21 protein-coding genes are annotated in these 19488 nt (G+C 62.5%); 13 read left to right on the top strand and 8 right to left on the bottom strand.

From position 1 onward, the window contains the following. The first annotated feature begins 347 nt into the window (after window positions 1–347). From MCUTH_RS03470 to MCUTH_RS03455, 4 genes are all read left to right on the top strand, one after another. Window positions 348–1283, top strand: a complete 936-nt coding sequence (locus MCUTH_RS03470) for a deoxyhypusine synthase (protein WP_066955612.1) — start codon at window positions 348–350, stop codon at window positions 1281–1283. Further along, window positions 1280–1915, top strand: coding sequence for an orotidine-5'-phosphate decarboxylase (gene pyrF, locus MCUTH_RS03465; protein WP_066955608.1), 636 nt, complete (start codon window positions 1280–1282; stop codon window positions 1913–1915). Before MCUTH_RS03470 ends, pyrF begins: the two co-directional genes overlap by 4 nt. Window positions 1916–2030: 115 nt before the next feature. Further along, window positions 2031–2393: an anaerobic ribonucleoside-triphosphate reductase gene (gene nrdD, locus MCUTH_RS03460; RefSeq protein WP_066955605.1), complete on the top strand. Its 363-nt coding sequence runs from the start codon at window positions 2031–2033 to the stop codon at window positions 2391–2393. Continuing rightward, window positions 2390–3280: an adenosylcobinamide amidohydrolase gene (locus MCUTH_RS03455; RefSeq protein ID WP_066955602.1), complete on the top strand. Its 891-nt coding sequence runs from the start codon at window positions 2390–2392 to the stop codon at window positions 3278–3280. Before nrdD ends, MCUTH_RS03455 begins: the two co-directional genes overlap by 4 nt. Window positions 3281–3282: 2 nt before the next feature. Here MCUTH_RS03455 and MCUTH_RS03450 read toward each other — a convergent pair whose 3' ends face one another. Further along, window positions 3283–3477 (bottom strand): DUF1858 domain-containing protein, encoded by a 195-nt coding sequence (locus MCUTH_RS03450; RefSeq protein ID WP_066955599.1) that lies wholly within the window; start codon window positions 3475–3477, stop codon window positions 3283–3285. 338 nt (window positions 3478–3815) lie between these two features. Here MCUTH_RS03450 and MCUTH_RS03445 point away from each other — a divergent pair, with 338 nt between their 5' ends. Together MCUTH_RS03445 and MCUTH_RS03440 are read left to right on the top strand one after the other, a co-directional pair. After that, complete coding sequence (locus tag MCUTH_RS03445) at window positions 3816–5042, top strand: nucleotide-binding protein (protein ID WP_066955596.1); 1227 nt, start codon at window positions 3816–3818, stop codon at window positions 5040–5042. Beyond that, window positions 5039–5605, top strand: coding sequence for an RPA family protein (locus MCUTH_RS03440; RefSeq protein WP_066955593.1), 567 nt, complete (start codon window positions 5039–5041; stop codon window positions 5603–5605). The genes MCUTH_RS03445 and MCUTH_RS03440 overlap by 4 nt, the downstream gene beginning before the upstream one ends. Before the next feature lie 87 nt (window positions 5606–5692). Here MCUTH_RS03440 and MCUTH_RS03435 read toward each other — a convergent pair whose 3' ends face one another. Then, entirely contained in the window at window positions 5693–6124 is a 432-nt protein-coding gene (locus MCUTH_RS03435; RefSeq protein ID WP_150468753.1) for a hypothetical protein, read from the bottom strand. A gap of 935 nt (window positions 6125–7059) precedes the next feature. Between MCUTH_RS03435 and MCUTH_RS03430 the strand changes: the two genes are divergently transcribed. Further along, window positions 7060–8340 (top strand): erythromycin esterase family protein, encoded by a 1281-nt coding sequence (locus MCUTH_RS03430; RefSeq protein WP_066955586.1) that lies wholly within the window; start codon window positions 7060–7062, stop codon window positions 8338–8340. A gap of 15 nt (window positions 8341–8355) precedes the next feature. On the opposite strand, the gene MCUTH_RS03425 is transcribed toward MCUTH_RS03430, so the two are convergent. From MCUTH_RS03425 to MCUTH_RS03415, 3 genes are all read right to left on the bottom strand, one after another. Further along, window positions 8356–8994 (bottom strand): recombinase family protein, encoded by a 639-nt coding sequence (locus MCUTH_RS03425; protein ID WP_066955583.1) that lies wholly within the window; start codon window positions 8992–8994, stop codon window positions 8356–8358. A 170-nt stretch (window positions 8995–9164) separates the two neighbouring features. Beyond that, complete coding sequence (gene ribB / locus MCUTH_RS03420; protein WP_066955580.1) at window positions 9165–9842, bottom strand: 3,4-dihydroxy-2-butanone-4-phosphate synthase; 678 nt, start codon at window positions 9840–9842, stop codon at window positions 9165–9167. After that, window positions 9835–10503, bottom strand: coding sequence for a DUF120 domain-containing protein (locus MCUTH_RS03415; protein ID WP_066956879.1), 669 nt, complete (start codon window positions 10501–10503; stop codon window positions 9835–9837). The genes ribB and MCUTH_RS03415 overlap by 8 nt, the downstream gene beginning before the upstream one ends. A gap of 121 nt (window positions 10504–10624) precedes the next feature. Here MCUTH_RS03415 and MCUTH_RS03410 point away from each other — a divergent pair, with 121 nt between their 5' ends. Genes MCUTH_RS03410 through MCUTH_RS03395 form a run of 4 tightly spaced genes read left to right on the top strand, consistent with a single transcriptional unit; the run spans window position 10625 to window position 13933 of the window. Continuing rightward, the gene (locus tag MCUTH_RS03410) at window positions 10625–11335 is read left to right on the top strand and encodes a helix-turn-helix domain-containing protein (RefSeq protein ID WP_066955578.1); all 711 of its coding nucleotides are present in this window, start codon (window positions 10625–10627) and stop codon (window positions 11333–11335) included. Continuing rightward, the gene (locus tag MCUTH_RS03405) at window positions 11329–12381 is read left to right on the top strand and encodes a hydroxymethylglutaryl-CoA synthase (protein ID WP_066955575.1); all 1053 of its coding nucleotides are present in this window, start codon (window positions 11329–11331) and stop codon (window positions 12379–12381) included. The genes MCUTH_RS03410 and MCUTH_RS03405 overlap by 7 nt, the downstream gene beginning before the upstream one ends. Next, a complete protein-coding gene (locus MCUTH_RS03400) occupies window positions 12378–13538 on the top strand; it encodes a thiolase domain-containing protein (protein WP_066955572.1) in 1161 nt (386 codons plus the stop codon). The genes MCUTH_RS03405 and MCUTH_RS03400 overlap by 4 nt, the downstream gene beginning before the upstream one ends. A gap of 2 nt (window positions 13539–13540) precedes the next feature. After that, window positions 13541–13933, top strand: coding sequence for a Zn-ribbon domain-containing OB-fold protein (locus MCUTH_RS03395; RefSeq protein WP_066955569.1), 393 nt, complete (start codon window positions 13541–13543; stop codon window positions 13931–13933). Between the two features lie 532 nt (window positions 13934–14465). Here the strand turns inward: MCUTH_RS03395 and MCUTH_RS03390 are convergent. Continuing rightward, entirely contained in the window at window positions 14466–15425 is a 960-nt protein-coding gene (locus MCUTH_RS03390) for a class I SAM-dependent methyltransferase (protein ID WP_236707430.1), read from the bottom strand. On the opposite strand from MCUTH_RS03390, the gene hmgA reads away from it, so the two are divergent. Then, the gene (gene hmgA / locus MCUTH_RS03385; RefSeq protein WP_066955566.1) at window positions 15424–16632 is read left to right on the top strand and encodes a hydroxymethylglutaryl-CoA reductase (NADPH); all 1209 of its coding nucleotides are present in this window, start codon (window positions 15424–15426) and stop codon (window positions 16630–16632) included. The two genes, MCUTH_RS03390 and hmgA, sit on opposite strands and share 2 nt — an antisense overlap. A 185-nt stretch (window positions 16633–16817) precedes the next feature. Here hmgA and rimI read toward each other — a convergent pair whose 3' ends face one another. Continuing rightward, window positions 16818–17282 (bottom strand): ribosomal protein S18-alanine N-acetyltransferase, encoded by a 465-nt coding sequence (rimI, locus tag MCUTH_RS03380; protein ID WP_066955563.1) that lies wholly within the window; start codon window positions 17280–17282, stop codon window positions 16818–16820. An 88-nt stretch (window positions 17283–17370) separates the two neighbouring features. Between rimI and MCUTH_RS03375 the strand changes: the two genes are divergently transcribed. After that, window positions 17371–18636 (top strand): DUF1015 domain-containing protein, encoded by a 1266-nt coding sequence (locus tag MCUTH_RS03375; RefSeq protein ID WP_066955560.1) that lies wholly within the window; start codon window positions 17371–17373, stop codon window positions 18634–18636. Window positions 18637–18809: 173 nt separating this feature from the next. Here MCUTH_RS03375 and MCUTH_RS03370 read toward each other — a convergent pair whose 3' ends face one another. Continuing rightward, window positions 18810–19451, bottom strand: a complete 642-nt coding sequence (locus MCUTH_RS03370) for an FmdE family protein (protein WP_066955559.1) — start codon at window positions 19449–19451, stop codon at window positions 18810–18812. Window positions 19452–19488 lie beyond the last annotated feature (37 nt).

Raw genomic sequence — 19488 nt, 5'->3', positions numbered from 1 at the left:
ACGGTGCCACCCATGGCAGGCAGGATCCAGAAACAGGCTGTACGGGTTCGTAGCCAAGTACGCACGGAACGAAGACGAAAGTAGCCCCCTGGATGCTCATTTCGTTTCCGGCCCGAAAGTCCGCTCTAGAGGGCCCGGGAAGACCGGACCCTGACACGGTAGGACGAATGGGATCATCCCGTGTCGAACAACCAGTCATCCCCTGTCTGGCGGTGAAAACCCGGTGCCACGGGTTCCCGTAAACTATCTATTTTTAACTCCCCCCGCGAACCAGGACCGGACTCCGAAAGACGATCTATTATCGTGCATGACCGCCAACAATCTCATAAGACTGGTGTAACAGTATCATGACCTTCAAGTATGGGGATGCAGTACAACAGGCGCGGGTCCGCCCCGGCATGACAGTCGGGGAACTTGTCAACGAACTCGGGAAAGCCGGAGCCTACAACGGGGGATCCCTGTGGCAGGCGGTCAACATCTACGAGCGGATGCTTCGCGACGACGAAGCACTGAAGTTCTTCGGTCTCTCGGGCGCGATGGTGCCCGGGGGGATGGGCGGGATCGTCGCCGACCTCATCAGACGGGGGCATATCGATATCCTGGTCTCGACGGGAGCAAACCTCACCCACGACGTCATCGAGGCGATCGGCTGCCACCACTACCACGGGACCGCCGACGTCTCCGACACCGAGCTCTGCGAGGAGGGAGTCAACCGGATCTATGATATATTCCTCCCGAACGAGGCATTCATCAGGTTTGAGGAGTTTCTGCAGGAGACCTACTCTTCCATCCCGGAGGGCTCAACGATCTCCATCACCGACCTCCTTAGACTGATCGGGAGCCGGCTCAAGACCGGGATCCTTGCCGAGGCGGCAAAGGCCGGAGTGCCGGTCTACTGCCCGGCGATCCAGGACTCGATGATCGGGCTGCAGTACTGGCTCTTTTCCCAGACGCACAAGGTCACTGTCAGTGCGTTCGCCGATATGCCGGGACTGCTTGACCGGTGCTTTGAGGCCAAGCGGGCAGGCGCAATCCTCGTCGGCGGCGGGGTCCCGAAGAACTACATCCTGCAGAGCAAACTGATGACCGAGAGCGGATTTGACTACGCGGTCCAGCTCACCGGCGACCGGCCGGACCTCGGCGGCCTCTCGGGCGCAACGCTCGATGAAGCACGGTCCTGGGGCAAACTCACCAGAGAGGCGACCGCGGTCACGGTTTATGGGGATGCGACAATCACCCTGCCGCTCCTCGTGGCCGCAACCCTCGAGAGGCTGGAAGGATGACCGAACTCATCCTCTCCCTCGACGTCCTCGACAAAACCGAGGCGTGCGCGATCGCGAAGTCCTGTGCACCCTATATCGACGCGATCAAGGTCGGCTACCCCCTCGTCCTCGCGACCGGACTCTCGATCGTTCGGGATCTCGCCGACCTCGGCCTCCCGCTCATCGCCGACTTCAAGGTCGCGGATATTCCGAACACCAACCGCCTCATCTGCGAAGCGGTCTTTTCGGCCGGGTTCGACGCCGTGATCGCCCACGGGTTCGTGGGGCCCGATGCGGCACGGACCTGTGTCGAGGTGGCGCACAGCCACGGCGGGGCCGCCTATATCGTCGCGGAGATGAGTCACCCCGGGGCGACCGAGTTCTTCCACGGCGGGGTGGCCGAGCGGATCGCGGAACTTGCCGTCGCCGTCCGGGCCGACGGGATCATCGCTCCCGCAACCCGCCCCGAGCGGATCGTCCGGCTCCGCGAGATCATCGGCAAAAAGACAATCTACTCCCCTGGCGTGGGGGCCCAGGGCGGCGACCCCGACGCGGTGGCCCGGCTGGTCGACGGGATCATCGTGGGGAGGAGCATCTACGCGGCAGAGGACCCGGCGGCCGAAGCCGAGCGTCTCTCCCGCATCCGCCGGTGATGAGCTCTCCGTTCTGATCCCTTTGGGGAGATGACGAACCCTATGAGTGGCCTGAGGCGGATGCGGGCCGCCCCGCATCTAAAGGGCTATATATTCTCCTGCAGATACTGATCTCATGGACTGGAGCCCTGAGCAACTCAAATTAGTTGAAAAATACCATAGCCTCGCAGAAATCCCGGAGAAGGAGCGGCGATACAAGTGCCACACATGCCACTTCGTCGTGGACGAGACGCCATGTCCCCACTGCGGCGAGACGGCACTTGAGATCATGTGCCCGCTCGACCACTGTGACTGCCACCACTCGATCGTCGAGAGCATTGATTACTGCCCGCTCTGCGGCCATGCCGTCTGCCCGGAGTGCGGGAGCCACGACGTCGTCCAGATCAGCAGAGTCACCGGATATCTCCAGGACGTTGCGGGCTGGAACGCGGGCAAACAGCAGGAATTAAAAGACCGCGTCCGCTACACCGTCGCATGAGATACTTTCTCGAGAACAATACTCTTTTTATCCGCGGCCGGTTCCGGGCAGCGAGCACCGGGGTCAACGGGGGGCTGGCCGACGTCACGACGATCGTAAACCACACTGTGCCGCACAACTTCGAGGGTGATCCGTCGCGTCACCTCGAACTCCTCGCCGCCCGGCACGGTATCTTTAATGACTTCTTCGGTCTCCTGACCGCCGTCGATATGCGCCACCTCTGTGTGCTCCAGTACGACTTCATCACGGTCTTCATCACCGCCGGGATAACGAACCCGACGCTGAACGATGACCCGAAAACCCCCCACACCATCAATATCATCGTCTACAGTCAGGAGGGGATGCGGGATGCGACGCTCCTTGAATCGATCATCACCGCGACCGGGGCGAAGGCCCAGGCGCTCCACAACCTGGGCCATGACTTCCCGGGGACCACGACGGATGCGGTCGTCGTCGCCTGCGAGCGCGATGCCGCAATCACCCATACCTATGCCGGGACCCTGACCGAGGTCGGCCGGCGGGTCCATGCGGCCGTCCTCTACGGTCTTCCCGAGGCTCTCGCGCGGCAGCAGGGGAAGGTCCGGCGGAGCGGGCCGTCGTTCTTCATCTACAGCCGCTACGGCGGGGAGCACTGGGTGGAGTGGAAAAAAGAGGACTGTCCCTACTATCCCTGTCATTTTGCGGGCCAGCGGTGCGACTACTGCTACTGTCCGTGCTACCCCTGCAGGGACGAAGAACTCGGGGAATGGGTCGAGAGTTTGAGCGGCGGTAACGTCTGGGCGTGCACACGATGCACGCTCCTGCACCAGCCCGAGATCGCAGACTATGTGAGAAGAAATCCCGAGGCCACTCTCGCTGAACTCAAGCGCCTCCGGGAAAAAATATAATTTTACGACTCGGCGATGCCGAGAGCGGAGAGCATCTCTTCGAGAGGGACACCGTGCGCCTGGGCAGCCTCCCGGATCGTCTCGTTGTTTGCGATGGCACAGCCAAGGCAACCCATTCCGAACCGGAAGAGAACCTGTGCTGCATCGGGCTTCTCCCGAAGGAGGTCCGCGATTGTACTGTCCGCATTCAATGCCATGCAGCTGATGTTGTCCCTGCCCCTATTTATACGTTAAAGAGCGGGCGAAAAGATCCATCAATTCGCCCGCGTGCTGTTGAGTGACACGCTTAAAGACCCTGGCCGGGAATAGCAATCCACCTGTGCCCCGGATAACCCAATCGTTCGATAACAACCCGGGTTTCCCGTAGACCGGCTGCACGCATGATGCAGTATTTCAGATTGACCGCCACACCTTGCGCTTTCGCCCGCTCGCGGGCACCTCCAGGGCGATGGTACCGGGGTGACGTTCATTTTCACACCACGCACCGATACTTAATACACCCGGGAGGCGAAAGTACAGACTGGAGATGTAAGGAATGAATCTTTCCGAAGTTACAGAGAGAATCTCCCAGAAACTTGAAGCAAAAGGCGCACACCCCGATCGACAAAAGATCGAGTCACGCCTCCGCCGCCTCGTCGAGGAGTTCGGCGTCAACATCGCCGAGGCCGAACGGACGGTGACGGCCGATCTCGCCCGTGAACACAACGTCACCGGTATCGGGAGCAACTCTTCAGAGCTCCGCCCGATAAACGAGATCGTCCCCGGTGAGTGGGTGACACTCGAGGGGAAGATCGTTGCCCTGACCCCGCCGCTATCCCCCTCGATCGCCCAGACGGGGATCATTGCCGACTCGAGCGGCGCCATTCGTTTCATCACCTGGTCTCGAGCGAACGCACCCGCGATGGAGTACGGTCACTGGTACCGGATCGAATCCGCGGTCGTCGATGAGTACAAAGGTGCCCCGAACCTGAAGATCCACTCGGGCACCACGATCACCCGGATGGAGAAGGATGCTCCGCTCCTCCCCTCAATCACACCCATCGCCGAGCTGAAGCCCGGCGTCGGGAGCGTGCGGGCCAAGGTCGTCCAGGACTGGGAAGTCACCCACGACCGGATGCTCCAGACGGGGCTTCTTGGCGATGAGACCGGGACCATCAAGTTCGTCGTCTGGAAGGAAGAAGGCAAAGAGAAACTTGATCTCGATGCCGTCTACAACATCTTCTACGCCACCGTCGACGAGTACAACGGCAGGCTCTCCCTCACCTTAAACACCGCGATGTACATCACCGACGAAGGCGATATCGAGGTCGGACGAAACGAGACCGAGATCCTGGGGGCCCTCGTCCATATCGCTCCCGGCTCGGGCTTAATCAAGCGCTGCCCGGTCGAGGGGTGCAACCGGACCCTCTCCCGGCAGAACTACTGTCCGGTCCACGAGATCCAGCCCGAATTCCGCTACGACCTCCGCCTGAAGGGAGTCCTGGACGACGGTATCCGCGCTCGAAACGTCCTGATGCAGCGCGAGATCGTCGAGGCCCTCACGGGGATCACCCTTGAAGAAGCCATCAGGATCGCCGAGACGAACCCGCTCGGCATGGACGAGATCTTTTACCGGATCAGAAATGCGGTTCTTGGACGCTATTACACCTGCACGGGGAACGAGTTCGGCGGCAGGCTGCTTGTGAACTCCTGCACCCCGATGCGGTTCGAGCCCGCGGAACTGGCTGCACTTTTGAACCGCGCCGGGGGTGAGGCAGCATGAAGCCCCAGAGCGCATTCGAGCGCGAACCGGCCCGCAGGGTCTTTGCATCCGAGCTCCGCGAGACCCGCTACCAGTTCAAGGACGGGGACGACGAGAAGAGCCCAACCTACGTCATCCTCCCGACCGGCATCCGGAGCAACCGGATCTTCATCGTCGGAACCCTCACGGAGAAGCAGCGGCAGGGAGACCAGAACATCTACTACCGCGGGCGGGTGGTCGACCCGACAGGCACCTTCTTCATCATGGCCGGGTCCTACCAGCCCGAGGCGATGCAGCAGCTCGCCCGGATCGAGCCGCCCGCGTTCGTTGCCGTCGTCGGAAAACCGAACCTCTACACGACCCCGGACGGGGCCTGCCTGGTCTCGGTCCGTGTGGAGTCGATCGCGGTCGTGGACCGCGAGACCCGCGACCTCTGGGTCCTGGATACCGCCCGCGAGACCCTGGACCGGCTTGATGCCTTCGGAACGACCGAGGACTCCCGGAAAGCCCAGGAAGAATACGGGACCCAGCCGGATCACTATAGAAAGATCGTCTACGACGCCCTCACACAGGTTCAACTGTAGAGGCACGCTCTACCTCCGAACAATCCTTTTTTTTGCGGGACCGCCCGCATCTGTTCCCGGTATCCAAAAAAGATGGACTCTCTTCGCTTACAGCCTGAAGACGAAGAGGTTCCAGAAGTTGACCCACCACGTCAGCATGATAAGCCCGATGACGACAAGGCTGTAGTGCACCCGGTGCCATACGGACCAGTAGCGCCGTCTCCAGACCGGGACGGCAAGGGCGGCGGCCACAGCCGATAAGATCACAGCAATGACCGGGAAGGTCATGACTGCACTCAGGGCCAGAGGAACCGTCCGGTCATGCATGTACGAATCGATAAGCGCCGCATCGGCCATCACCCCGGGGAGGAGGACGAGCACGAAGACGACGAAGAGCAGGGCGGCCGCTCCGGCAACCAGGCGGGCATACACGGGGAGGCCAGTATCGCGTTCATCCCGGGCAACACCGTAGACTCCCCGGAATACGGCCATGAGCGGCCAGACGAGAGCCGTCAGGAGAATCGCAAGGCCAACATTCATCACCCCGTCGGTGAACGGCCTGGTCGCATACCACGGCACCCGCTCGTACGCGAAGAAAGGCAGGTTTTCGTAACAGAGGAAGTCTACAGTGCCCTGCCCGTCCTCGCTAAAGATCAGGTTCCCGTACTGTGTCCCCGGACGGGGCCTGCCTGGTTTCAGTCCGCGTGGAGTCGATCGCGGTCGTGGACCGCGAGACTCCGGCTCGACGCCTCCTTCGGAACGACCGAGGACTCCCGGAAGGCAAAGGAGGAATACGGGAGCCTAGGTCCGCGTTCTGTGAAGTTTTCCGCATCTCGCGTAGGGTAGTGCTCGCGTTCGCTTTCACTCGCGCCTCAAACGGTCCGTCCTTTCAGAACATCTTGAAACGTGCTGGTACCCTGTGGATACACCTGGCACGGATTCCATGGGGATATCGAGTTAGGGGGGTGGGGCTGACGGGGAGTGCGACTGACCGGAGGTCAGGAGCTTGAGAAACTCGAAGAGTTTCGAGGAACGAAGGGCGGAACGCCCTGAGTTCGAGCACCGGTAGGTGCGAGTTGCGACGTTCCGCAGGACCGGAGCTCGAGCACCGGTAGGTGCGAGTTGCGACGTTCCGCAGGACCGGAGCTCGAGCACCGGTAGGTGCGAGTTGCGACGTTCCGCAGGACCGGAGCTCGAGCACCGGTAGGTGCGAGGGGGCTTGCCCCCTCCCCCCAGACGCGATGCCCAGTGGGAATCCGTGCATGGGTCTCATCTCGGTTTACAGTGTTAACAGCGTTATTGTGAACAGAAGGTCGCCCCTGAACACCTCTCCCGGGAGGAGAACCCAAGAACGAAAGGTGCCGATCACCAACGACACGGCCCCGGCCCAAAGCACCATCCCCACCCACCAACCTAAAAATACCCCCACCACCCACGCTCATAGCAACACGAAACCCCACCGGAGGAGCACCCCCATGCCGTACCCGACCCACGCAACCCTCACCGACTGGATCGCCCGCGAAGCGGCCCCGTTCTCCCTTGATCCGTCAGACTCCTTCAATGCCGCCGTCGATAGGATGATGGCCGCGCTCGGCGGCTCCGTGGACCTCCTCGTCCTCCGCAACCGGCTCTTTATGCGGCTCGTGGAGGCGCACGGGTATACCGCCATCGCCGTCGAGAGCAGCTTCCCCCGGGGGCGGCTGGTGGACGACTACGTGGCCGGCCGCGGCCCGGCATCCTATGAGGATGTAATGGAAGAGGGGTTCAGCCACGGCTTCGGCCGGCTCGACGCGAACCGGGACCTCGTCGAGTGGATGCGGGCCTACAACGCCGATCCAGCCCACCGTACGAAACTCCGGTTCTACGGCTTTGATACGCCGACCGAGTTCGGCGGCAGCGATAGCCCGCGCCAGCTCCTGGAGTTCGTCCTCGATTACCTGACCTCGGTCGATAGCGCCGCAGGCAGAGCATTCCGCGATCGGATCGAGCCTCTCATCGGCCGGGATGCCGACTGGGAAGACCCCGCGACGGTCTTTGACCCGACAAAGTCGATCGGCCGATCTTTGGCAGCGAAGGAGCTCCGGGTCGCAACCGAAGACCTCATCGCGGACCTCCAGAGACGCCGCCCCGATCTCGTGGCGCTCGCCGGAAGCGACCGCTTCCGGGAGGTGATGCACTATGCGGCGTCCGCACGGTGGCTGCTTTCCTACCACGCCGGGCTCGCCGATACGTCGGACGACCGGGTCTCAAGGCTTCTAGGGATGCGCGACGCGATGATGGCGGAGAACCTCGCCTACATCCTCTCCCGCGAACGCGGCCGGGAAGGAAAGGTGCTCGCCTTCGCGCATAACGAGCACCTCCGGCGAGGGAAGGCGGAGTGGCGATGGGGCGCCAACCTCTGGAGGTGGTCCCCGGCGGGAGCGCACCTCGATGCGATCCTCGGGCCGCGCTACGCCCTCATCGGGTCGGGTGTGGGGGTCTCGGACGCAAACGGCATCGGCCGGCCCGAGCCCGGCACACTTGAGGACCTTCTCACCGCCGCCCCGGGGCCGGGACGGTTCATCCCGACACACCGGGGCGAGGGACTGCCCGCCGGGGCAGTCGCGACTCTCCCCACCCGTTCGGGCAGCAAGAAGAATCCAGGCTACTTCCCGCTCACCCCGCAGAGTCTCGTCGAGTTCGACTGGCTCGCGGTCCTCGACTCGACGGGGTATGCCCGGGGAGGGCCGCCGCTCCCGGAGTACAATACGACCTAACAAAAAAGAAGGGAGTTACTCTTCCGACTTCCGCTGTCCCCCTTTCCACTCCCCTTTCAGTTCAGGGAAGTCGGCGAGGATCTTGCTGACCGTGCTCCTGCTGACATCGAACATCCGGCAGATCTGGCTGATGCTCGTCCCGGCCTGCCGCAGCGCGAGGAGCGCCTCGACCTGACCATCATTGAGGGCTCTCGGCCTCCCTATCGGCCGCTTACCGGCAGCCTTCGTCTTCTTCGAGGCAGGAGGAGCGGCTTTTTTAGCGTTCTCCCGGTACTGGTCCATATACTCGATGAAGTTGCCGATGGCCTCCCGGCGGAGTTCTGGCTCGTCCCGGAACCCAATAAAGTCGTTATTCACGCAGTAGACGGTGTACTGGTCGTTCAACGCCCTGAGGGTTGCCAGCCCCGTGTCCATGTCCCGGGCAAGGCTTGCAAGATCGTAGATGATAATATGGGAGCAGTTATTGGCGGCGCAGAACTCCAGCATCTCCGTAAATCCCTTCCGTTTCTCAGGGGGCGTTGCATTTGCCCGGTGATCGTGGAAGAGACGGACGATCCGAAAGCGGTATTTACAATAACTCTCAACCTCCGCCGTCTGCGCTGCCAGATCTCCCTTTTTTTTCGTATTCAAGTATGCCACGGCATCTTTTTTCATCCGTTTATGGTGCCGTATAATCGTATATATTGTTTTTGAAAAAGTGCAAGGAATGCTATTTCCCGGCAGAGCAAAAGAGTTTGTGTGGATTTTTGCTACCTGCCGCCGATGTGTAAAAATGGTCGGCGCGACAGATTATGTATGCGGGTATCGGAGATCGAAAGAAGTGTTCATTTCCCCGACTTCCACGACTCCCACCGGTCGAGGACCTCCTGGCCCTCGACGAAGACGAGCCCATGCTTCTCGGCGTAGGCCTTTGCACCCTCCTTGGAGAGGGCAAACCCCGTCTCGTCGTCCAGCATCTCGCAGATCGTGACCGCCGGGGTGATCCCCGCCATGCACGCAAGCGCGATCGAGAGTTCGGTCTGGCCGTGCCGCTCATCAAGCAGCCGATCGGCGGCCCGGAGAAGCGCCATATGCCCAGGCGTCCGGAAGTGTGCGGCAAAGTTGTGCCCGCCGCCGTTGAGCGACTTCCTCACCTCCTCTGCGATGGCCGTGACCGTCAGGGCGCGGTCCCGATCGGTGATCCCGGTGTAGGTATCCCGGTGGTTCACCCAGAGCGAGAACGACGAGTGGTTCTTGGGATCATAGGGGACCTCGCCGTCCTTCTCGACGAGGCTGCAGGACCGCAGGACGTCGTAGGCGAACGGCAGGCCGAGCCGCTTTGCGGCCTCAGGGTGGATCGCGGTGCAGATCAACCCGCCGCCGTCTTTGCGCATCTGCCGGATATGGGCAGGTGTGACCGCATCGGACCGGATCGCGAAGTCGGTCTCGCGTTCGCGGTTGTCAAAGTCGTAGAGCAGGATGAACTCGCCCCTTGCGAGGGCCTGTATGGCTGCATCAATCATGGGTTATCTCCACCTCGATCGTATCGTTATCGTTCAGGTTCAGGGCTTTGCGGAGCTGGCACGCGGCAATCACCTCGATGATGTCACTTGGGTAGTGAGTGCGGGAGGGTTCGACGATCGCGCATTTGTGACCGCGGATCCGGCAGGGGAGGAGCCGGGCACCGCCGAAGGTCCGTTCATCGGCCGTAAACCCGGGGACCACGATCCACCCGACATGGTCAAGGTGCTTGCGGACTTCGGTGCTCGTCGCATCGAGTTTGATATTCAGGGTCCCGGGGAAGGGTTCGAACCCCAGATACTTGCCGAAGTGCTCCTTGTAGTGAGGGAGACTCATGTAGTAGCGGCCTTCGCCAAGGCCGCTGATCACCGTCCCGGCGAGGACGTACTGTCTCTGCTCGGGATTGAAGATCCTCACGTAATCAGCATACTCACGCCTCAGCACCTGCTCGCCCTCACGGGTGATGGCGACGTACTGGCCGTCTGGCTTCATGGACCGGATGACAAACTGCTGCCGCTCAAGCGCGATCAGCCGCCGCGAGGCGGTCTGGGGGCTGATGCCCAGTTCATTTCCAAGCGACTGCGACGAGAGCCAGATCGGGCCCCGGCACCCCCCGAGGAGGGCGATCGTCTTTAGGGACTGCAGGTCTTCCGCTTCAACCATCATATCAGAATTGAGATGCATACTATATATGGATTATGCAGCGATCGCTGTCCGACGATTTTCGTGAAATGTCGAAATCCAATACGCTAATTTTTTAAGCCGGAGTGATAACAGTACCTGCATGAAATCCGGAGTGCGGCATCAACTTGCCGAGAAAATGGCAGGGGAGATCACACTTTCGGACTCACCGGGTCAGGCCTTGAAGAAGTGGCGGCAGAGTTTCAACATCCCTCCGGGGGTGCTCGCCGAGCGTCTCGAGGTCTCGCCCTCAGTTATCAGTGACTACGAGAGCGGACGGCGAAAGAGTCCGGGAACAGCCATCGTCGGCAAGATTGTCGATGCGATCCTCTCGATCGACGAGGACAACGGTGGCCGATACATCAACAAATTTGCAAAAATCCTGTACACCGATTTCGACGAAGATGTCATCTACGACATCCACGAGTACGCCTCTCCGATAGGCCTCCCGGAGTTTGCCGAAGTTATCGGCGCCGTCACACTCTGCGGCCCGATGGACCAGACCATCTACGGGTATACGGTGATAAACAGCCTCAATGCGATCCTTCAACTCTCTTCAAGCGAGTTCAACCGCATCTACGGCTGGAGCACGGAGCGTGCTCTCATCTTCACCGAGGTCTCGACCGGGAAGTCTCCCATGGTGGCGATCCGGGTCACCCCCTTCAAGCCCCGTTGCGTGGTGCTGCAGGGCATCACCCCGGAAGAGGTGCACCCGCTGATACCCGGTCTTGCGGAGCGGGACCGGATCACGGTGCTCTGTACCACGATGGATGTTGAGACGATCATCAGTTCACTACGAGGAAAGTTATGGTAGGCATTTACTCATACGGCGTCTACATCCCGCGCTACCGGATTAAAGTCCAGGAGATCGCGCGGATCTGGGGCGCCAACGCAGACGATATCATGCGGGGTCTTGGCGTCTTTGAGAAGTCCGTCCCCGATCTCGATGAAGATACCGCGACCATCGCCGTCGAGGCGGCCCGTGCCGCGCTCCGGAGGAGAACCATCGACACGGAGGCAGTCGGCGCCATCTACGTGGGCAGCGAGTCTCACCCCTACGCGGTCAAGCCGACGGCCTGTACAGTCGGCGAGGCGATCGGGGCGACCCCGAACATGACCGCCGCCGACTACGAGTTCGCGTGCAAGGCAGGAACCGCCGGTATCCAGACCTGTATGGGGCTTGTGAAGAGCGGCATGATCCCGTTCGGGATCGCGATAGGTGCGGACGTGGCCCAGGGTGCTCCCGGGGACGCGCTCGAGTACACGGCGGCGGCCGGCGGGGCTGCGTTCGTCATCGGCGAGGGGGAGACCATCGCCGAGATCAACCAGACCTGCTCGTTCACCACCGACACGCCCGACTTCTGGCGCCGGGAGGGGCAGAGCTACCCCCGCCACGGCGGACGGTTCACGGGTGATCCCGGCTACTTCAAGCACGTCCAGGGCGCCGCCCGGCTGATGTTCGAGCGGGCGGGGACAAGCCCGAAGGACTACGACTACGCCGTCTTCCACCAGCCGAACGCCAAGTTCCCGCAGCGGGTGGCAAAGCTGCTCGGGTTCACGGACGAGCAGATCAAGCCGGGCCTCGTTGTCCCGAGGCTCGGGAACACCTACTCGGGGGCATCGATGATCGGGCTTGCGGCGACGCTGGATGTGGCAAAACCGGGTGACCGGATCTTCGTGACCTCGTTCGGGTCCGGGGCCGGGAGCGACGCATTCGATATCACCGTCACCGACGTGATCGAGTCGGAGGCGTTCAACCGCGCGGCGGCGCCGACCGTCGAGCAGCTGCTCGCCAACCCGACCTACCTGGACTATGCACTGTATGCCAAACACAAAGGAAAGATCGTGATGCAGAGATGAGAGACGTAGCAGTAATCGGCATTGGGTGCACGGAGTTCGGGGAGCACTGGAGCACCTCGTTCCGCGACCTCTTTGTGAAGGCCGGGACGCTGGCACTTGAGGACGCCGGGATCTCCGGCGAAGAGATCGACGCACTCTATGTAGGGAATATGAGCGCCGGGCGGTTCGTGGAGCAGGAGCACATCGGGGCCCTGATCGCGGACTATGCGGGCCTCGCAACGAAGAACATCCCCTCGACCAGGGTTGAGGCGGCCTGCGCCTCCGGCGGGCTTGCCTTCCGGCAGGCGGTGATCGCGGTCGCAAGCGGTATGGAGGATGTCGTGGTCGCGGCAGGCGTCGAGAAGATGACCGATGTCGGGACCGGGGCGAGCGTGGATATGCTCGCGAGCGCCGCGGACCGCGAGTGGGAGGGGTTCGTGGGAGCGACCTTCCCCGGCCTGTATGCAATGATCGCAAACGACTACATGCACCGCTATCCCCTCACTCGCGAGCAGCTTGCCATGGTTGCGGTGAAGAACCACGAGAACGGCGCAAGGAACCCGATCGCCCAGTTCAAGAACCGGATCACGGTCGACACGGTCCTCTCCTCCTCGCTCGTGGCCGACCCCTTGAGGCTCTTCGACTGCTCGCCGATCACCGACGGTGCGGCGGCGGTCGTCGTGGTGCCGCTTGAGCGTGCCCACGAGTTCACCGATTCGCCGGTCAAGGTGCTTGCGAGCGCCCAGGCGAGCGACACCATCGCGCTCCACGACCGGCGGGACATCTCGACCCTGGACGCCACCGTGGCGGCAGGCAAGCGGGCGTTTGCCCAGGCAAAGCTCACCCCGAAGGATATCGATATGCTCGAGGTCCACGACTGCTTCACGATCGCCGAGATCTGCGCGATCGAGGACCTCGGCTTCTGCAAGAAGGGCGAGGCGGGGAGGCTCACCGAGGAAGGGGCAACGGCCCTCGGCGGGGAGATTCCGGTAAACACGAGCGGCGGCCTGAAGGCCTGCGGCCACCCGGTCGGTGCGACGGGGATCAAGCAGATCTGCGAGGTCGTCACGCAGCTGCGCGGTGAGGCCGGCGCACGGCAGGTGGATGCGGAGATCGGCATGGCTCACAACGTCGGCGGCACCGGCGCGACGGTCGTCGTGCACATCCTGGGGGCGTAAGAATGTCGGTATCACGGTTCTGGAGAAAGATTCCGCAGCGGTATAACCTGGTCGGGACGCAGTGTACGACCTGCGGGCGGTATTTCTTCCCGCCGCGGTCACTCTGCCCCGACTGCCGGCGGAGCGGCAAGATCGTCGACCACAAGTTCAAGGGCGAAGGAACGGTCGTCACCTACACGGTGATCCGGTCGGCAAGCGACCAGTTCGAGCACACGACCCCCTACGTCCTCGCGATCGTCGAGCTCGACGAGGGCCCGCGGCTCACGACCCAGATCGCCTGCAACCCCGAGGAAGTAAAGATCGGGATGCGCGTAAAAAGCGTCTTCCGCCGGGTGACGGCCGACGGCGAGAGCGGCGTCATCCACTACGGCACGAAGTTCGTGCCGGTGGAGTAACTCCAAACAAAAACCCCCTTTGTAACTCCAAACCCTAACCCCCCATTGTAACTCCAAACACAACCCCCGTGTGAGTTGACTGGGTCTCCGGCGCCGAGCGCCGGAGGTCCGATCACGCTCTATACCCCCTATTTTTCGTGATGTGAAGATCTGTGGGGAGGTATCGGGAAAGAAGGGCTCCAGAGGGCTGTTCTTCAAACATACTACTCCCCGGACCGACCCGGACCCACCAAATTGCAGACGGAAAACAATCCTCATGATGGAAAAATCCGGTACACTGGACCGTGGGGGTATCGCACTTGGGGGGTGGGGCCCCTGTCCCCTCCCCCCTGCAATGCGATGCCCAGTGGGAATCCATGCCAAGTGTAGTCACAAGGAAAGCAGACCAAGAAGAGCAGAAACTCGAGCACAGCATTCAAAGATTGGAGCAATTGACGTTCGAGCGCTCCAATGGTGCACAATCCCCACGGAACCTGTGGACGTAACCAGTCCCCCGGTCCCTATTGTAGGCCAAACCCCCCACCCAGCCCTCTTACTTCTCCACCACAACATCATACACCGCGTGCCACTTCCCCGGGGAGTAGGTCCGAACCTGCCGCTCGACGACCTCGCCGCCGGTGACCTCCCGGATCCGGGGGAGGAACTCGCCCTCGCGCTCCTCGAGCGCGTAGAGGTGGATCGTCCCGCCGTCCCGGCAGAGGGCGACGGCCGCCGGGAGGAACTCCGCCGCGGCGAAGGGGAGGTTCATGATGATCCGGTCGAAGGGTTTGAATCCAAGTCGGGGGAGGTGGGCGGCATCGGCGAGCATCGGGATGACGTTCTTTGCGCGGTTGAGCGCGATATTTTCGACCATGAGGTGGACGGCGGCGGGGTTGAGGTCCGCGGCGACGACGAGGGCGGCCTTCTGGGCGAGGGTGATCGCAAACGGCCCGACGCCGGCGAACATATCGAGCACCCACTCCCCTTCCTCCATCATCCCGAGGACCCGCTGCCGCTCGGTCGAGAGCCGGGCCGAGAAGTAGGCGTGGGCGAGGTCCACGTCAAAACGGAGCCCATACTCCGTCACCCGGGTCCGGGTGGTCGGGGTCCCGGCGAGAACCGAGAACCGGCGGGTGCGGTACTCCCCCTCGACGGGCGTCTCGGGGAAGAGGACCGTCGTGACCGAGGGCCGGGAGGAGAGCAGCCGCTCGGCGCCCTCGGGATCGTTCTCCTGCAAAATAGCGATCCCGCCGACGAGCTCGTGACGCGGGAGGTCGAGGCGTTCCGGCACGGCCTCGACCTCGCAGAGGACGGCCCCGGGGATCTCCTCCGCCACCGGGAGCAGGATGGCGTCTCCCTCCGGGCGCGGCTTGTAGCGCCGGTCGAGGATCCCCTCCTCAAGCAGGCGGCGCCGTGTCGCTTCAGCCTCTCGTTTCGGTACCGCAAGGCACCACTGTCTCCCTCGCACGCTGACCACCAGCCATCTATAGATATGGAATCTCATACTATTCATGGATGATTACATCGGGAGACTGAGAGAGGGCTCCCTCAAACTCTATGCACTCGAAAAAGAGCTCCCGCCGGAGGAGGCGGTCCGGGTGCGGCGGGCGTTCATCGAGGCCGAGACCGGCACCTCCCTCGCCAAGGTCGGGTCGTTCTCCATCGGGATCGACCGGGTCGTGAAGCGCAACATCGAGAACATGATCGGGACGGTCCAGGTGCCGCTCGGGGTCGCGGGGCCGCTCCGGGTGAAGGGGGAGTACGCCGACGGGTCCTACTACCTCCCCCTCGCGACGACTGAGGGGGCGCTCGTCGCCTCGGTGAACCGCGGCTGCTCGCTCATCACCCGGGCCGGGGGTGCGGACGTGCGGATCGTGCGAGACGGGATGACCCGGGCGCCGGTCTTTGCCGCCCGCGACGTCGTCCACGCCCGCGAGGTGATGGCCTGGGTGGAGAGCCACACCGAAGAGATCCGCGAGGCTGCGGAGAGCACCACAAAGCACGGGAAACTCTCCGAGGTCGTCACTTACGTTGCCGGGACAAGCGTCTTCGTCCGGCTCGAGTTCGACACCAAGGACGCCATGGGGATGAACATGGCAACGATCGCAGGCCAGAAGGTCGGCGAACTGATCGAGCGGGAGACGGGCGCACGGCTCATCGCCACGTCCGGGAATATGTGCACCGACAAAAAACCGGCCGCGATCAACCTGATCCGCGGCCGGGGCAAGACCGTGGTCGCGGGGGTGCGGCTCACCGACGCGATGGTCGCCGACCTCTTAAAGACCGATACGGAGACGCTCATTGAGGCGAACTACAGGAAGAACCTCGTCGGCTCGGCCCGGGCGGGCTCGTTCGGGTTCAACGCCCATGCGGCGAACGTCGTCGCCGCCACGTTCATCGCCTGCGGGCAGGACCCCGCCCACGTCGTCGAGGGGAGCACCGCGATCACCACCGTCGACCGGGTGGACGGCGGGGTCTACGTCTCGGTCACCCTCCCCTCCCTCCCCGTCGGGACGGTCGGCGGCGGCACCGGGGTCGATACCCAGCAGGAGTGCCTCGCGATGCTCGGGGTCGCCGGGGGCGGGGATCCGCCGGGGACCAACGCAAAGGCGTTTGCCGAGATCGTCGCCGCCGGGGTCCTCGCCGGAGAACTCTCCCTCCTCGGCGCCCTCGCGGCCCAACACCTCGCACGGGCCCACCAGGAGCACGGGCGGGGGTGACGGGACCGGGCCCACGATACCATTTAAGGGGACGAAAACGCAGCCTCTATAAGAGGGCCGCAAGACCAAATAGCCAGATCCGGGAGTAGAGAGAGCCTGGAGCGAGAACTCCCGCTCCTGCCCTCTGATCACTCACCTTCACGCCGTTCCGGCTCCCATGCTCCGGTTCTACGAACCGCCGAGCCCTAGAACCTGAACCACTTCATCATCACCAGGGCATCCTCATCGTTTGCATAGTAGGCGGCGATCTGGAAGACCTCCCGGTAGCCGAGGCGACGGTAGAACTCCTGCGCCCCGGTATTGGAGATCCTGACCTCGAGCTGCACCCCGCTCGCACCGAGGATGACGTACTCCCGCTCCAGGCGGCGGATGAGTTGCCACCCGATCCCCTTGCGGCGGTATTCCGGGGCGACCGCGAGGTTCATAACATGTCCGTAAACCTCTTCTCCGGTATCCTCGATACCCCCGGAGACAAACCCAGCGAGGTCTCCATTATTCCTCGCCACAAAGAACGTCTCGGGGTAGGCTGCAAGCGCCTCCCGGAACGTCCTCTCATCCCAGGGATCGACGAACGATACCCTCTCGAGTGCGCAGATCTCTGGAATATCAGTGGGTTGTGCTCGCCGAATATTGACCTGCAGCGACATCATAGTGAACAACGGGCGTTCTCATGTGGAGCGCCCTACCTAATATAGTGTCAGGCACCAAAATAGTAGGCACATACGAGTGGCGGTATTCATGGTCCAGATATATCGTTTCGCAGCTGTCCGCCCTGAGCGGCAATACTCCCAGGATATCCCCTCCGTCCCCTACGACGTGGTGACGGCGGCCGAGGCGCGGGAGTGTATCGAGAAGAACCCCCTCAGTTTCCTCCGGGTCAGCCGGCCCGATGCCGAGCTCCCCGACCTCCCCCCGAACGACGACCGGGTCTACCAGCGGGCCCGGGAGATCTTTGATGAGATGCTTTCAGACGGCAAGTTCCAGCGGGACGCAGAGCCCGGGATGTACGTCTACCGGGCCGTCCAGGACGGCGAGGAGTTCGTCGGGCTGGTCTGCTGCGTGGCAACGGAGGACTACGAGAACCGGACGATCCGGCGGCACGAACTCACCCGGTACGATAAGGAAGAGGATCGGACCCGGCATATCGATGTCGTCGGTGCGAACACCGGGCTCGTCTTCCTGCTCTACCGCGACCCGGGGGAGATCGCGTCTTGCGTCCATTCCATCACGGAGGCTGCAGAGCCCGACGGGAGCACCACGACCGCATCAGGTGTACTCCACGAGATCTACCGGGTCACCGACGATGAGACGCTCTCCCGCCTTGAAGACCTCTTTTCGGCCGTCCCCGCGCTCTATATTGCAGACGGCCACCACCGGGCCAAGTCGGCGGTCAACGTGGCCGAACGCCGCCGGGACTCCGGCCGGTTCACCGAAGAGGCCGGGAAGTTCATGGTGGTCCTCTTCGCCCACGACCGGGTCCGCATCCACGGCTACAGCCGGCTCGTCACCGATCTCGGCAACTACACCTTCCCCGGTCTTGTCGACGCACTCTTGAATGCAGGCTGGGACGTCCGGCCCTACGGGAAGGTCGACGCCTCCGGTTACCAGATCCCGCCGCTCGCCGCCAATGATGCACCGATGCATGTGATGCACTTCTACATCAAAGGAACCTGGTATGAGGTCTCAAAGCCCGTCGCCGACCCGGACGACCTGATCGGGTCGCTTGACGTCTCGGTGCTGCAGAAGGAGATCCTTGAGGGGATGCTCGGGATCGCCGACCCCCGGGGAGACCCCCGTCTCCACTACATGGGCGGGGCGAAACCCCTCTCCTCCCTCGAGCGGCTCGTGGATTCCGGCGAGTACGCCCTCGCGATAGCGATGCAGCCGGTCCGCGTCGAGACGGTGCTTGCAATCGCCGATGCGGACGGGGTCATGCCCCCGAAGTCCACCTGGTTCGAGCCGAAACTCCTCTCAGGGCTGGTCATCCACACCATCGACGAATAAATCCGGATCACTTTTTAACCCTCTTTTTTGCCCGATCATCGCCGATGAGGAAGCCCACGATCGGTGTCCGGAAAGGGCTCGTGAACGCGCTCATCCGCAGCTCAAGGCCGCGGGGGCTTGAGGATATCCCCAAGATCCCTTTCGCAAAAATTGTGCGGTGAGAGGTTTTCGCCTCACCAGCGGCGGGTGTACTCCCGCGAGCAGGCGTAGCAGACGAGCTCTCCGTCCTCGACCCGGATTCGGGACTCAGCAGTCATCTCGCCGCACTTTGCGCACGGGATCGACCGAAATATCCGTGCCCGCTCGGGGATCTCGACATCGACGTTTCGGATCGTAAAGAGGGTCTCTGCAGGTGTCTCAAGGATTGCGTCGACGACCCGGCGGATTCGTTCGTGGAACTCGGCGCGCTCCGCCTCGGTTGCCTGGCCCTGCATCACCCGGGCCCTGAGCGGTGCGAGATCGGGATCGAGCGCGTCGATATCGAACGAGGGGTTTGCCGCCACCCGAACGGCCTCGCCGGTCTTTCGGTTGATGAACGTGAAGGCATGTTTGCCGTGGTCTTTGAAGAAGAGGTTTCCTTTGCCGACGGTGCAGCCGGTGATCACCTGGATGGCGTCGACGCCGCAGGCATCGGTCTCGGTGATGACGACGAGCTCTTCGTCCTCTGAGCGGCCGGACCGGAGGCGCTCAAGGGCGACCTCCGCCGCCCGGTAGCCCGTTGCAAGGCCGGGGCAGATGTGGCCGTGGAATGCGGCTGCCTCGGCGAACCGGTCATGCGCTTCTCCTGATCTCCCGGAGGGTTTGGTATTACACATATGCTTACCTTGAGTGATAGATTGCTACAAAACGGAA

The sequence above is a fragment of the Methanoculleus thermophilus genome, from assembly GCF_001571405.1.
In the GTDB taxonomy this organism is placed as follows: Archaea; Halobacteriota; Methanomicrobia; order Methanomicrobiales; family Methanoculleaceae; genus Methanoculleus; species Methanoculleus thermophilus.
This window is presented reverse-complemented; position numbering and strand designations above follow the sequence as displayed.

Bases quoted from the DNA above. Each gene is read 5' to 3' on its own strand.
- MCUTH_RS03470 (WP_066955612.1), top strand. From the start codon at position 348: ATGACCTTCAAGTATGGGGATGCAGTACAACAGGCGCGGGTCCGCCCC.
- pyrF (WP_066955608.1), top strand. From the start codon at position 1,280: ATGACCGAACTCATCCTCTCCCTCGACGTCCTCGACAAAACCGAGGCG.
- nrdD (WP_066955605.1), top strand. From the start codon at position 2,031: ATGGACTGGAGCCCTGAGCAACTCAAATTAGTTGAAAAATACCATAGC.
- MCUTH_RS03455 (WP_066955602.1), top strand. From the start codon at position 2,390: ATGAGATACTTTCTCGAGAACAATACTCTTTTTATCCGCGGCCGGTTC.
- MCUTH_RS03450 (WP_066955599.1), bottom strand. From the start codon at position 3,477: ATGGCATTGAATGCGGACAGTACAATCGCGGACCTCCTTCGGGAGAAG.
- MCUTH_RS03445 (WP_066955596.1), top strand. From the start codon at position 3,816: ATGAATCTTTCCGAAGTTACAGAGAGAATCTCCCAGAAACTTGAAGCA.
- MCUTH_RS03440 (WP_066955593.1), top strand. From the start codon at position 5,039: ATGAAGCCCCAGAGCGCATTCGAGCGCGAACCGGCCCGCAGGGTCTTT.
- MCUTH_RS03435 (WP_150468753.1), bottom strand. From the start codon at position 6,124: ATGAATGTTGGCCTTGCGATTCTCCTGACGGCTCTCGTCTGGCCGCTC.
- MCUTH_RS03430 (WP_066955586.1), top strand. From the start codon at position 7,060: ATGCCGTACCCGACCCACGCAACCCTCACCGACTGGATCGCCCGCGAA.
- MCUTH_RS03425 (WP_066955583.1), bottom strand. From the start codon at position 8,994: ATGAAAAAAGATGCCGTGGCATACTTGAATACGAAAAAAAAGGGAGAT.
- ribB (WP_066955580.1), bottom strand. From the start codon at position 9,842: ATGATTGATGCAGCCATACAGGCCCTCGCAAGGGGCGAGTTCATCCTG.
- MCUTH_RS03415 (WP_066956879.1), bottom strand. From the start codon at position 10,503: ATGGTTGAAGCGGAAGACCTGCAGTCCCTAAAGACGATCGCCCTCCTC.
- MCUTH_RS03410 (WP_066955578.1), top strand. From the start codon at position 10,625: ATGAAATCCGGAGTGCGGCATCAACTTGCCGAGAAAATGGCAGGGGAG.
- MCUTH_RS03405 (WP_066955575.1), top strand. From the start codon at position 11,329: ATGGTAGGCATTTACTCATACGGCGTCTACATCCCGCGCTACCGGATT.
- MCUTH_RS03400 (WP_066955572.1), top strand. From the start codon at position 12,378: ATGAGAGACGTAGCAGTAATCGGCATTGGGTGCACGGAGTTCGGGGAG.
- MCUTH_RS03395 (WP_066955569.1), top strand. From the start codon at position 13,541: ATGTCGGTATCACGGTTCTGGAGAAAGATTCCGCAGCGGTATAACCTG.
- hmgA (WP_066955566.1), top strand. From the start codon at position 15,424: ATGGATGATTACATCGGGAGACTGAGAGAGGGCTCCCTCAAACTCTAT.
- MCUTH_RS03390 (WP_236707430.1), bottom strand. From the start codon at position 15,425: ATGAATAGTATGAGATTCCATATCTATAGATGGCTGGTGGTCAGCGTG.
- rimI (WP_066955563.1), bottom strand. From the start codon at position 17,282: ATGATGTCGCTGCAGGTCAATATTCGGCGAGCACAACCCACTGATATT.
- MCUTH_RS03375 (WP_066955560.1), top strand. From the start codon at position 17,371: ATGGTCCAGATATATCGTTTCGCAGCTGTCCGCCCTGAGCGGCAATAC.
- MCUTH_RS03370 (WP_066955559.1), bottom strand. From the start codon at position 19,451: ATGTGTAATACCAAACCCTCCGGGAGATCAGGAGAAGCGCATGACCGG.